Raw genomic sequence first — 12,251 nt, forward strand, 5'->3', positions numbered from 1 at the left:
CACTCCTACTCTCGGTGGTCGGGGCCACAACGTTTCGACCCGACGAGACCACGCGTACGTGTCACTGCGGCAGGTTACCAATCAGTAACCATCAGTGACAGGGTGACTCCCACCACATCGCGATCCTACGTCCCTCAAACCCGCCGTCCGACTGCCGAGAAGAACGGCTTGAAGAGCTTGTCGTACGACGCCTTGGTGACGCTCACGTAGCCCGACCGCTTGCCGGTGCCGGCCGAGGCGGACATCTGGGTGCTGGAGCTGAAGGCGAACGCCGGGGTCGCACCGGTCCTGCTGATCAGCAGCACGGTCGCTCGCAGGCCGGCGCGGTCATAGCCGCTCGGGCGCCGCACGGCCCAGCTCTCCTTGTTCACGTCCTTGCCGAGGATCCGCTGCAGCGAGCGCATCTCGGCTGTCGTGGTCCCTTCCGCGGTGACGACCTGGACCCGTGCACCGCGGGACTTGGCCCGCTTCAGCGCCCGGAGCACCTTGGCGTTGCTCAGCGCACGGGTGGCCAGGTGGACGACCTGACCCCGCTTGGTGCTGTTGATCGACTTCAGGACCGTACGCAGCACACTCTGCTCCTCGGCGGTGCTCAGTCCCGGGTCGGTGACCACGACACCCGGCCCGAACCGGACCCGAGAGGAGCCCTCGGTGGAGGTGACCGGCAGCGGCGAGAAGTCGACGCGGACCGCGTGGTGGTCGGACTCGAGCCCGAAGGCGCGCTGGTTGCCGGTGGCGAACCGCGCGATCCCGCGGGCCAGCACGTAGTCGATGGTCGAGGCCCGGCCGTGCGTGACCGGTGCCTGCTGGGTGACGTCGTAGCTCGGGGTCAGGTGCTGCGCGGCGAAGATGTCGGTCGGGTAGCGAGAGCCCTCGTACTGCACGTTCAGGTCGCCGCCGACCATCACCGGCCCACGCTTGGCCAGCGCCTTGACGAGCACGTTGAGCGCGCGGGCCGAGGGACGGACCAGGTCGCCGTAGTACTTGGACTTGGGCGCGAAGTGCACCGCGACCACCGAGACGTTCCGGCCGGTCGCCCGGTTCTCGAGGGTGACCCAGTTGGCGAACCTGATGCCCCAGTGCAGCTTCTGGTCGGCCGGCTTGCCGCGCTTGTTGCTGATCTGGTGGATGCCCTTCGAGGTCGCTGCCCACTCGTCGTTGTCCCAGGCCACCGCCGTCGCCGACCTGTACGCGTCGCCACCCTTGCGCCAGACGCGATAGCGCCCCGGCTCGAGACTCGCGCTCCGGCGGCCGTTCACCTCGTTGTAGGTGATGAAGTCGGGCGAGGTGCCGACCACCTCGCGTACGTCCTTCTTGAACCTCGCCGTGCTCATGCTCGCCCTGATGTTGGCCTGGACCATCCGGTAGCGCGGCGGCGAGTATGCGACCGTCTCCAGGTCTGTCTCGACCGGATCGGACGGGTCGTGCACGGCGACGAGAGCCCCGCCGAAGAGGCCGATGACAAGTCCTGCGGAGAGCAGGGCCTTGGCCACCCGGCCCCCGCGAGACGTGACGGGAGATTGCGTACGCATCCGTTCGGACCCCTTTCACAGCAGCGGTGACCGATCACGCTGGTCACATAGATAACTTTTGTAACACAAGCCTCACCTGGATCGCGGTTCCCCTTCCGGTGCAGTTCTGATAGCTCATCGAATTCACGCTCAGTGCCACCGGCTGAGCGTCGAAGCGACCTGCTGGGGCCTATGTCATAACGTTGGGCCGTGAGCACCTCGCCCAACCGCGTCTACGCGGCACGCCTGGTCGGCCTTCCGATCTTCGACCCGCTCGGTGAGCAGGTCGGCAAGGTGCGAGATCTCGTGGTCACGGTCAGATCCGACGCCCGGCAGCCGCGCGTGCTGGGGCTGGTCGTCGAGGTCTTCGGGCGCCGGCGCATCTTCGTGCCGATGACCCGGGTGACCAGCATCGACGCCGGGCAGATCTACACGACCGGTCTGCTCAACATGCGCCGCTTCCAGCAGCGTTCGACCGAGACCCTGGTGATCGGCCAGATGTTCGACCGTCAGGTCACCATCCGCCCCACCGGCGTCGTCGGGACCGTCTACGACGTCGGCATGGAGCAGGCCCGCAACCGCGACTGGCTGCTGTCCCGGGTCGCGGTCCAGGAGCCTTCCAAGGCGCTGCGCCGCCGCGGCCAGACCCACGTGGTCGAGTGGAGCGACACCGAGGGGCTGGCCAGCCGCTCCCCCACGCAGGCCGCGACCCATCTGGTCCAGGCGATCCACGACATGCGCCCGGCCGATGCCGCGACGATGATCCACGAGCTCCCGCCCGAGCGCCAGCGACAGGTCGTCGCCGCCCTCGACGACGAGCGCCTCGCCGAGGTGCTCGAGGAGCTGCCCGAGGACGACCAGGTCGCCATCGTGCGGGCCCTGGACTCCGAGCGTGCCGCCGACGTGCTCGAGGAGATGTCGCCCGACGACGCCGCCGACCTCATCGCCGAGCTGCCCGAGGAGACCGCCACCCTGCTGCTCGACCTGATGCAGCCCGAGGACGCCAAGGACGTACTCCGGCTGATGTCCTACGAGGAGGACACCGCCGGCTCGATGATGACCCCCGAGCCGGTCATCGTCGGCCCCGACGCGACCATCGCGGATGCGCTCGCGCTCGTACGCAACCCCGACCTCACCCCGGCCCAGGCGGCCCTGGTCTACGTCTGCCGCCCTCCGCTGGAGACGCCGACCGGCAAGTTCCTCGGCATCGCCCATATCCAGCGGCTGCTGCGCGAGCCGCCGTCCACGCTGGTGGCGGGCGCGCTCGACGAGTCCCTGGAGCCGCTGCGCCCCGAGGACAGCACCGAGCAGGTCGCGGCGCACCTGGCGACGTACAACCTGGTCGCCGCTCCCGTCGTCGACGAGAACGGCCATCTGGCCGGCGCGGTCACCGTCGACGACCTGCTCGACCACCTGCTCCCGGAGAACTGGCGCGAGAACCTCGCCCGCCAGGAGTCGCCCACCGAGCCGCGGCCCGACACCAGGCCCGACACCCGTCCCAACAAGGTGATCACGCCGGAGATGGTGCGCCGTGGCTGACACCCGCGCCGCCCGCGGCCGCCTCGACACCCCGCGCGAGCTGCGCCGCCCGCTGGTCCGGCGGCCCACCTTCCGCGCCGACGCCTTCGGCTCCTTCGCCGAGGCCTTCGCCCGCTACATGGGCACCGCCCGGTTCATCGCCTGGATGACCATGGTCGTGGTCATCTGGGTCGCCTGGAACCTCCTGGTTCCGAACGAGTGGCGCTTCGACGAGTTCCCGTTCATCTTCCTGACCCTGGCTCTGAGCTTGCAGGCCTCGTACGCCGCGCCGCTGATCCTGCTCGCGCAGAACCGCCAGGAGGACCGCGACCGGGCCATCGCCGAGCAGGACCGACGCATCGCCTCGCAGTCGAAGGCCGACATGGAGTTCCTCGCCCGCGAGACCGCGTCGCTGCGGATGGCCCTCGGCGAGGTCGCCACCCGCGACTACCTCCGCTCCGAGCTCCGGCTGCTCCTCGAGGAGCTGGACGAGCGTGACCGTCACCGCGGCCCGATCGACCAGCCCTCGGGCGATGCTGGAGACTCCCCACGTACGACGTAGGCTTGCATACCGTGAGTAGCCCGCTTCTCGACCGTGTCAACGCAGCCCTGGCGACCGTTCAGGACCCGGAGATCAAACGTCCCATCACCGAGCTGGGGATGGTCGACTCCGTGTCGATCGACGACGCAGGTCTCGTCAGCGTCAAGGTGCTGCTGACCGTCGCCGGCTGCCCGCTCAAGGACACCATCAACCGCGACACCACCGCGGCGCTCGAGAAGGTCGACGGCGTCACCGGCGTCGACCTCGAGCTGGGTGTGATGACCAACGAGCAGCGCACCGAGATGCGCAACGGGCTCACCGGCGGCCAGGCGCAGCGGGAGATCCCCTTCGCCCAGCCGGGCTCGCTGACCAAGGTCTTCGCGATCGCCTCGGGCAAGGGCGGTGTGGGCAAGTCGTCGGTCACGGTCAACCTGGCCGTCTCGCTCGCCAGCCAGGGTCTCAAGGTCGGCATCGTCGACGCCGACATCTACGGCCACTCGGTGCCCGCGATGCTGGGCGTGGCCGACTCCCGGCCGACCCAGGTCGACGACCTGATCATGCCCGTCCCGACCGCCTCCGGCGTCTCGGTGATCTCGATCGGGATGCTCAAGCCGCGCCGTGACCAGGTCGTCGCCTGGCGTGGACCGATGCTCGACCGGGCCCTGGTCCAGATGCTCTCCGACGTCTACTGGGGCGACCTCGACGCGCTGCTGCTCGACCTGCCCCCCGGCACCGGCGATGTGGCGATCTCGCTGGGCCAGCACCTGCCCAACGCCGAGATCGTCGTGGTCACCACCCCGCAGGAGGCCGCCGCCGAGGTGGCCGAGCGGGCCGGCACGATGGCCGAGATGATGCACCAGCGCGTCGTCGGCGTCGTGGAGAACATGTCCTGGCTCGTGCTGCCCGACGGCTCCAAGATGGAGGTCTTCGGCTCCGGCGGTGGCCAGCGGGTCGCCGACACCCTCTCCCAGCGCTTCGGTTCGAAGGTGCCGCTGCTCGGCCAGATCCCGCTGGAGCAGACCCTGCGCGAGGCCGGCGACGCCGGAAAGCCGATCGTCGAGTCCGACCCGACCGCCGAGTCAGCCAAGGTCCTGGCCGAGGTGGCACGTACGATCTCGGGCCGCGGCCGCGGGCTCGCGGGCATGCAACTGGGCCTCACTCCCACCTCCAAGCTCTGAGCCTGTAGGTTCACCTCCGTGTTCGGCATCGGCTTCGCGGAGCTTGCCGTCATCGTCGTGATCGCCATCCTGGTCTTCGGGCCGGACAAGATCCCCGACATGGCACGGCAGATCGCCCGCCTCCTCCACCAGGTGCGCAACCTGGCCAACAACGCGCGAGACGATCTGCGCGGAGAGCTCGGGCCCGCCTACCAGGACCTCGAGCTGCGCGACCTCGACCCGCGTCGCATCGTCAGCAGACAGATCCAGGAAGCTCTCGCCGACATCGAGGAGGAAGAGGCGCGCGCCAAGGCGCCGAGGCCTCTTCTGGCCGGTGAGAAGCCGCCCTACGACGACCAGGCAACGTAGCCCGTCCCTCCAGTCTCCTTTGTCACAGCAGAACCTTCTGTTACTCGCCGGTTTAGAACGACGAATAACGGGTAAGAGAAGGTTGCCTGCGTAGAAAGGAGTTTGCGCCCATGAGCGCTCTACCATCTCGGGACCCTGATCCTGCGGAGCCGGATCCGCAACGCCCTGCCGAGGTGCCTCTGGCCGATGTCCAGGGCACGCTCGCCTTCGACCTACAGCCACGCCTGGACCCGCCGCAGCCGGACCGGAGCGGGCAGGATGACGCCCTGCTGGCCGAGCCGATCCCTATCGTCCCCGCCCGCGGCCATCTGAACGCGTGGATCCCACAGTTCGCCCAGAAGATCGCCGAGGTCGTCGGCGGGGACCGTCCGGCGAGCCAGCTGGTCCGCTGGACCACCAAGGAGGTCGTCGCCGACCTGCGCTACCGCGCCGCTCTGACCGCCCGTAGCGGGGCGTACGAGCCCGGCCTGGGCCGCCACCAGCCGGTCCGTCCCCGCGTCTATCGGTGGCACCTTCACGTCGTCACCGACACCATCGTCGAGGCCACCGCCACGATCAAGTACGGCCACGGCTACCGTGCGATGGCCCTCCGCTTCGAGCAGAGCAGCGAGAACTGGATCTGCACGGTCCTCAACTTCGGGCCGTACACATGAACCCGTGGAGCGCTGTACGTACCTGGGTACGTACAGCGCTCCACGGGTTGTGCGCTGAGGGGCCTCAGCCGTTGACGCGAGTGGTGAGGCCGGTCGGGCCGCCGGGGCGGCCGTGGCACTGCTTGAACTTCTTGCCGGAGCCGCACGGGCACTGCTCGTTGCGGCCGACCTTGGCGTAGGGGTCGTCGGCGTTGCTGACGGTGTTGCCCTGCGCCTCGGCCTGACCCTGCTCGTCCGGGCCGGAGAAGGCCAAGTGCTTGGGGGTGGCAGGCTTCTGCAGGCCCTTGGCGTGGATCTGGGGCGCGCCGGGGCTGCTCACGGGAGCGGCGGCCGGCTGTGCCTTCAGGGCCTCGGAGATGTCCTGGAGACCGCCGGCCTGACCGACACCGACGGGCGGCTCGGCGAGCGCGCCCTCGTGCATCGGACCGGCGTGACGGGTGCCGTCGGGGTGGTAGTGGAACTCCGGCTCCGCCTGCTCGACCTGGACCTCCAGGTTGAACAGGTAGCCGACCGCGGCTTCCTTGATGCCGTCCATCATCGCGGTGAACATGTCGTAGCCCTCGCGCTGGTACTCCACCAGCGGGTCACGCTGCGAGTAGGCCCGCAGGCCGATGCCCTCACGCAGGTAGTCCATCTCGTAGAGGTGCTCGCGCCACTTGCGGTCCAGCACCGAGAGGACGACCTGGCGCTCGACCTCGCGCATGCCCTCGGAGCCGATCTCCTCCTCGCGGCGGTCGTACGCCTCCTGGGCGTCCTTCTTGAGGATCTCGATCAGCTCGTTGCGGTCGAGGTCGTCCTTGCTGCCACCGGCGTCCGCGATCAGCTTCTCGGGCTCGACCGAGACCGGCCACATCTGCTTGAGGTCGGTCCACAGCTGGTCGAGGTCCCACTCCTCGGCGTAGTCCTGGGTCGCGCCGGTGACGACGCCGGTGACGACGTCGTCGATGAAGGTGCGGATCTGGTCCTCGAGGTCAGCGCCCTCGAGCACCTCGCGGCGCTCGGCGTAGATCACCTTGCGCTGGCGGTCCATGACGTCGTCGTACTTGAGGACGTTCTTGCGGGACTCGAAGTTCTGGCCCTCGACCTGGGTCTGCGCGTTGGCGATCGACTTGGTCACCGACTTGGCCTCGATCGGCACGTCGTCGGGGATCTTCAGCGTGGTCAGGATGCGGTCGACCCACTCGCCCTTGAACAGGCGCATCAGGTCGTCCTCCAGCGACAGGTAGAAGCGGGACTCGCCCGGGTCACCCTGACGGCCGGAACGACCACGCAGCTGGTTGTCGATGCGGCGGGACTCGTGGCGCTCGGTACCGAGGACGTAGAGACCACCCAGCTCGGTGACCTCCTCGTGCTCTGCGGCGACCTGCGCCTTGATCCGCTCGACGGTCGGCGCCCAGGCCTGCTCGTACGCATCGGCGGTCTCGCCGGTGGGCTCCAGGCCCTGCTTGCGGAGCTCCTGGTCGGCCAGGAAGTCGACGGACCCACCGAGCATGATGTCGGTGCCTCGACCGGCCATGTTGGTGGCGACCGTGACGGCGCCCTTGTGGCCGGCCAGCGCGACGATCTTGGCCTCGTCGGCGTGGTACTTCGCGTTGAGGACGGTGTGCGGGACACCGCGCTTCTTGAGGATGTTGCCGAGGTATTCGGACTTCTCCACCGAGACGGTGCCGACCAGCACCGGCTGGCCCTTCTTGTGGCGCTCGACCAGGTCGTCGGCGACGGCCTCGTACTTCGCCTCCTCGGTGCGGTAGACGAGGTCGGGCTGGTCCTTGCGGATCATCGGCTTGTTGGTCGGGATCGGGACCACGCCGAGCTTGTAGATCTTGTCGAACTCCGACTCCTCGGTCATCGCCGTACCGGTCATGCCGGAGAGCTTCTCGTAGAGGCGGAAGTAGTTCTGCAGGGTGATGCTCGCCAGGGTCTGGTACTCCTCGCGGACCTTCACACCCTCCTTGGCCTCGATCGCCTGGTGCAGGCCGTCGTTGTAGCGGCGACCGGCGAGCATGCGGCCGGTGTGCTCGTCGACGATCAGGACCTCGTCGTTGGCGACGACGTACTCCTTGTCGCGGCGGAAGAGCTCCTTGGCCTTGATCGAGTTGTTCATGAACGAGATCAGCGGGGTGTTGACCGCCTCGTAGAGGTTCTCGATGCCGAGGTGGTCCTCGACCCGGGTGATGCCCCGCTCGAGAACGGCGATGGTGCGCTTCTTCTCGTCGACCTCGTAGTCGACGTCCTTGGTCAGCGTCTTGGCGATCGTGGCGAACTCGTCGTACCACTTCACGTCGTCCTCGGTCGGGCCCGAGATGATCAGCGGGGTTCGGGCCTCGTCGATCAGGATCGAGTCGACCTCGTCGACGATCGCGAAGAAGTGGCTGCGCTGAACCAGGTCGGCCATGGAGGAGGCCATGTTGTCGCGCAGGTAGTCGAAGCCGAGCTCGTTGTTGGTGCCGTAGGTGATGTCGCAGTTGTAGGCCTCGCGGCGCTGCGCCGGGGTCATCTGCGGCAGGATCACGCCGACGGTGAGGCCGAGGAAGCCGTAGATGCGGCCCATCATCTCGGCCTGGAACTTGGCCAGGTAGTCGTTGACCGTGACGACGTGGACGCCCTTGCCGGCCAACGCGTTGAGGTAGGCCGGGAGCACCGCGGTCTGGGTCTTGCCCTCACCGGTCTTCATCTCGGCGATGTTGCCGAGGTGGAGCGCCGCGCCGCCCTGGATCTGCACGTCGTAGTGACGCTGGCCCAGGACGCGCTTGGTGACCTCGCGGACCGTGGCGAAGGCCTCGGCCATGATGTCGTCGAGATCCTCGCCGTTCTCCAGGCGTTGCTTGAACTCGTCGGTCATCCCGCGCAGCTCGTCATCGCTCATCGCGACGAACTCGTCCTCGATCGCGTTGACGGCCTTCGAGATGGCCTCGAGCTCGCGAAGGATCTTGCCTTCGCCGAGGCGAAGGATCTTGTCGAGAATTGCCACGGTGGCGGGCTCCTACTAGCGGCAGACAGATAGCACGCTCACTCTACCCACCTGCCGGTCGTCACCGTACGGCGACGACCACAACGACCTGATCTCGATGTCTGGTCGCTTGCCCGGATGCCGGATCGGGTCTGTCGGTTTTGTACAAGACGCGTGGCCCGTACGTCCCTAGGTTGGTGCTTGCTCAGAGGCAGAGAACACACGAGGAGAAGCACATGCGCGACATCGTCTGGACCGGGTTCGTATCGCTGGACGGCGTGGCCGACTCCCCCGGCAGCGAAGCGGAGGGGCACCGCAGCGGGGGCTGGGTGATGGCCACGGAGTTCCTGCCCGAGGCGTTCGCCCTCAAGGGCGAGGAGATGGCGGACACCTCCGCCCTGCTGCTCGGGCGCAACAGCTACGAGATCTTCGCGCCGGTCTGGCGCGACTCAGAGGACCACGCGGTCTACCGCGACCTGCCGAAGTACGTCGTGTCGACGTCGCTCGAGGAGGACGACCTCCTGGACGGCTGGGGGCCGACGGCGATCCTGCGTACGGTCGACGAGGTCGCGGCTCTGAAGAAGGAAGATGGCGGGTCGCTCTACATCCACGGCAGCCTCGAGCTCGCACGGCGGCTCTCCGACGCGAACCTGGTCGACCGCTACCACCTGCTGATGTTCCCCGTGCTCCTCGGCGCGGGCCGGAGTCCGTTCAGCGACGCCGACCGTGACAAGCAGCAGCTGACGCTCGCCGACAGCGAGACCTACGCGAACGGCGTCGTGAAGCTGGTCTACACCGTCGGCTGAGGGAGATCGAGCGCGATGGCTCCGCCGGAGCCTTCGCGCAGCTGCCCCGCCGTCCGGCCGACATAGCGCCGCAGAGCCCGGGCAAGATGCGGCTCGTCGAAGTAGTCGAGCTTGACGACGACGTCGGCGGTGATCGCACCGGTGGCAAGCAACGTCGCCGCCTCACGGGCGCGGTCGATCTGGTGGAGCGCTCCGCGGGACAGACCGGTAGCCGCGCGGAACCTGCGCTCCACGGTGCGGTCGGAGACACCGGCCCGGTCACCGCGCAGAACCCCGGCGACCAGCGGGTCGCGAAGGATCACCCCGTCGCGTACGAGCCGGTCGACCAGAGCCTCGGCGTCGTCCGGCTGCGGAGTCTCGCAGTAGCTGCCGTCGAGACGGAACCGTCTGGCCGTCACATCGGGGAGCAGTATCCCGCCGTTGACGAGCCCGCTCGTCGGCATGGTCCGCAACGTCGTCGCGTGGGCGAACTCGATGCCGACGAACCTGGCTCCCTCAGGCACCGGAGCACGACCGGTGGCCGTCTCAGGGCCGGTGACCGAGGCGTACGTCTCGCCGTTCTGCTCCCAGAAGACCAGCCCCCATCGGCTGGCGGCCACCGAGGTCATCGTCTCGACGCCGTCGCTCTCGCAGGTCCACACCGAGTCGACCCATGGCGACTCGGACTCCCGCGTGGTGAACCGCAACGACATGCCCGCAGACTAATCCCCCGAGCAGGATCCGGTCGCCGCCTTCAGCGGACGATCTCCGTGACCAGGGCCGGCGCGAGGTCGCCCTTGGGTTCGACCTCGATGGCACTCAGGCCGAGCCATCCGGCGAGCCGCTCGAGCTCGGCCGCCAGCTCGATGGCCGTCTCCACGGGCGCGCCCTCCTCCGTATAAGCGCCCTTGACCTGGAGCGTTCCGCTCTTGCGGTCGGCCTTCAGGTCGACGCGGCCGACGATGTGCTCGCCGAGGAGGAACGGCAGCACGTAGTAACCGTGGATCCGCTTGTGCGCCGGCGTGTAGATCTCGATCCGGTAGAAGAAGTCGAAGAGCGCCTCGGTGCGCTCCCGCTCCCAGACGAGCGGGTCGAACGGGCTCAGCAGCGCGCGGGCCTCGACGCGCCGCGGGAGGCGGGACCCCGAGAAGAGGTACGCCTGCTTGCGGATGCCCTGGACCGCGACCGGCTCCACCTCGCCGGCGTCGATGAGCTGGTTGAGCGCGCGTGTCGTGTCGTCGACGCGCATCCGGAAGTAGTCGGCGATGTCCTTGGCGGTGCCGACCCCGTGGGACCGGGTGGCGCGGCGTACGAGCTCGAGGTGGGCCTCCTCCTTCGACGGCGTCGGCGCGTCCAGGTGGATCCGCGGGATGACGCGCTCGGGCAGGTCGTAGGCGACCTCGAACTGGTCGTTGCGGTGCGAGATCGCCAGCTCGCCGAACATGTAGAGGATGTCGAGGGTCTTGCGCGAGTCGGACCAGTTCCAGCCCCAGTGGTCCTTGGTCTGCGGGCCGGCGTCGTCGAGCACCTTTGCCGCCTCGCGCGCGGTGAGCGCTCCCTGCTCGGCCACCAGCGCCAGCACCTTCTCCTTCATCCCGTCCGGCACGCTCCCCCACCACTTCGAGCCCTTCTGGGCGCGGTAGTGGTCCATCCGCCATTGCATGTGCGGCCACAGCTCGACCGGCATGAACGCCTGCACGTGGGCCCAGTACTCGACCATCCGGCGGTCCTCGAGCCCCTTGCTGGCGCGGTGCAGGAGCCCGGTGTCGTACGCCCCCATCCGGCTGTAGAGCGGCATGTAGTGCGCGCGCTGCAGGACGTTGACCGAGTCGACCTGGAGGACTCCGGTGCGCTCGAGCGTGCGCTGGAACGTACGCATCGTCGGCGTCGTGTGGGGCTTGTCGGCGAACCCCTGCGCCGCCAGCGCGATCCGGCGGGCCTGGGAGCGGCTGAGTGTCTGAGAGCGGGGCACGAGTCCGACTCTAGAGCCGGTTCCGGACGTTCGCCGACCTGAATCGGGGTACGGTGCGAACGATGGGAGCCCCTGCAAGCCACCCCGCGATCGCAGCTCTTGCCGACCGGCTCGCGACCCTGTCCTGGGTATCCGGCCTGTACGTCGCGGGATCCCTCGCCACCGGCGACTACGTCCCGGGCGTGAGCGACCTGGACCTGGTCGCGCTCACCGACGGGCCGCCGGACACGGACCTGATCTCGTCCATCCACAGTGACCTCGACGCCGGTGTCGCGGCGGGCGCCGATCTCGGCTGTGCCTATGTCGCCTTGGACCGGCGACATGAGCACGAGGCGCCGCACCCGACGTGGACCCACGGCCGGCTGGTGCACCGGCCGCTGACCACGATCCCCCGCGTCGAGCTGGCCGTCCACGGCCAGACGGTGTTCGGCGACGACGTGCGGACGGCGTTCCCACCCGCCAGCGAGGAGGACATCCGCGAAGCCGCGCGCAGCGAGGTATGCGGCTACTGGGCGCGGGCGGTCAGACATCCCACCTGGTGGGTCCTCGAGCCCGAGATCGCAGAGCTGAGCCTGACCGCGATGGCCCGAGGCCGTCACGCGGCCGACCAGGGCCGGCTGCTCACCAAGACGGCAGCGATCGAGGAGGTCGACGCACCGGCGTGGCTACGTGACCGGCTCCGGGCACGGCGCCGGGGTGACCCGGCGCCGCTGCCCCGCCTGCGTACGGCGTGGATCGCCTGGAACGATGCCCGCCGAACGGTCGCAGCGCTCGGCCGGTGAAAGAAAAATTTCT

Annotated in this window: 11 protein-coding genes; 7 read left to right on the forward strand and 4 right to left on the reverse strand. The window is 68.5% G+C overall.

Going from position 1 to position 12,251, the window contains the following annotated elements; all coding sequences use genetic code 11:
• Positions 1-134: 134 nt before the first annotated feature.
• Positions 135-1,532: an endonuclease/exonuclease/phosphatase family protein gene (locus ABZY89_RS21715; protein WP_355230531.1), complete on the reverse strand. Its 1,398-nt coding sequence runs from the start codon at positions 1,530-1,532 to the stop codon at positions 135-137.
• A 189-nt stretch (positions 1,533-1,721) separates the two neighbouring features.
• Here ABZY89_RS21715 and ABZY89_RS21720 point away from each other — a divergent pair, with 189 nt between their 5' ends.
• The 5 genes from ABZY89_RS21720 to ABZY89_RS21740 all read left to right on the forward strand — a co-directional run bounded on the left by ABZY89_RS21720 (position 1,722) and on the right by ABZY89_RS21740 (position 5,749).
• Positions 1,722-3,050 carry a CBS domain-containing protein gene (locus tag ABZY89_RS21720; protein WP_355230533.1) on the forward strand — a complete coding sequence of 443 codons (1,329 nt, stop codon included), beginning with the start codon at positions 1,722-1,724 and terminating at the stop codon, positions 3,048-3,050.
• Positions 3,043-3,591: a DUF1003 domain-containing protein gene (locus ABZY89_RS21725; protein ID WP_355230534.1), complete on the forward strand. Its 549-nt coding sequence runs from the start codon at positions 3,043-3,045 to the stop codon at positions 3,589-3,591. Before ABZY89_RS21720 ends, ABZY89_RS21725 begins: the two co-directional genes overlap by 8 nt.
• A gap of 11 nt (positions 3,592-3,602) precedes the next feature.
• Positions 3,603-4,748: a P-loop NTPase gene (locus ABZY89_RS21730; RefSeq protein ID WP_355230536.1), complete on the forward strand. Its 1,146-nt coding sequence runs from the start codon at positions 3,603-3,605 to the stop codon at positions 4,746-4,748.
• An 18-nt stretch (positions 4,749-4,766) separates the two neighbouring features.
• Complete coding sequence (locus ABZY89_RS21735) at positions 4,767-5,096, forward strand: sec-independent translocase (RefSeq protein ID WP_355021999.1); 330 nt, start codon at positions 4,767-4,769, stop codon at positions 5,094-5,096.
• Positions 5,097-5,206: 110 nt separating this feature from the next.
• Positions 5,207-5,749, forward strand: a complete 543-nt coding sequence (locus tag ABZY89_RS21740; RefSeq protein ID WP_355230538.1) for an Rv3235 family protein — start codon at positions 5,207-5,209, stop codon at positions 5,747-5,749.
• Positions 5,750-5,813: 64 nt separating this feature from the next.
• Here the strand turns inward: ABZY89_RS21740 and secA are convergent, their stop codons facing one another.
• Positions 5,814-8,720: a preprotein translocase subunit SecA gene (gene secA, locus ABZY89_RS21745; RefSeq protein WP_355230540.1), complete on the reverse strand. Its 2,907-nt coding sequence runs from the start codon at positions 8,718-8,720 to the stop codon at positions 5,814-5,816.
• A 215-nt stretch (positions 8,721-8,935) separates the two neighbouring features.
• Here secA and ABZY89_RS21750 point away from each other — a divergent pair, with 215 nt between their 5' ends.
• Complete coding sequence (locus ABZY89_RS21750; RefSeq protein WP_355230541.1) at positions 8,936-9,505, forward strand: dihydrofolate reductase family protein; 570 nt, start codon at positions 8,936-8,938, stop codon at positions 9,503-9,505.
• Here the strand turns inward: ABZY89_RS21750 and ABZY89_RS21755 are convergent.
• Together ABZY89_RS21755 and ABZY89_RS21760 are read right to left on the reverse strand one after the other, a co-directional pair.
• Positions 9,490-10,197 (reverse strand): AraC family transcriptional regulator, encoded by a 708-nt coding sequence (locus tag ABZY89_RS21755; RefSeq protein ID WP_355230543.1) that lies wholly within the window; start codon positions 10,195-10,197, stop codon positions 9,490-9,492. The two genes, ABZY89_RS21750 and ABZY89_RS21755, sit on opposite strands and share 16 nt — an antisense overlap.
• 41 nt (positions 10,198-10,238) lie before the next feature.
• Entirely contained in the window at positions 10,239-11,456 is a 1,218-nt protein-coding gene (locus ABZY89_RS21760; RefSeq protein ID WP_355230544.1) for a crosslink repair DNA glycosylase YcaQ family protein, read from the reverse strand.
• A 62-nt stretch (positions 11,457-11,518) separates the two neighbouring features.
• Between ABZY89_RS21760 and ABZY89_RS21765 the strand changes: the two genes are divergently transcribed.
• Positions 11,519-12,238, forward strand: coding sequence for a nucleotidyltransferase domain-containing protein (locus ABZY89_RS21765; protein ID WP_355230545.1), 720 nt, complete (start codon positions 11,519-11,521; stop codon positions 12,236-12,238).
• Positions 12,239-12,251: the final 13 nt, after the last annotated feature.

It is taken from the genome of Nocardioides sp. NPDC006303, assembly GCF_040613175.1.
In the GTDB taxonomy this organism is placed as follows: domain Bacteria; phylum Actinomycetota; class Actinomycetes; order Propionibacteriales; family Nocardioidaceae; genus Nocardioides.

Coding starts and splice junctions, on each gene's coding strand:
- ABZY89_RS21715 (WP_355230531.1), bottom strand. CDS start 1,532: ATGCGTACGCAATCTCCCGTCACGTCTCGCGGGGGCCGGGTGGCCAAG.
- ABZY89_RS21740 (WP_355230538.1), top strand. CDS start 5,207: ATGAGCGCTCTACCATCTCGGGACCCTGATCCTGCGGAGCCGGATCCG.
- ABZY89_RS21750 (WP_355230541.1), top strand. CDS start 8,936: ATGCGCGACATCGTCTGGACCGGGTTCGTATCGCTGGACGGCGTGGCC.
- ABZY89_RS21755 (WP_355230543.1), bottom strand. CDS start 10,197: ATGTCGTTGCGGTTCACCACGCGGGAGTCCGAGTCGCCATGGGTCGAC.
- ABZY89_RS21765 (WP_355230545.1), top strand. CDS start 11,519: ATGGGAGCCCCTGCAAGCCACCCCGCGATCGCAGCTCTTGCCGACCGG.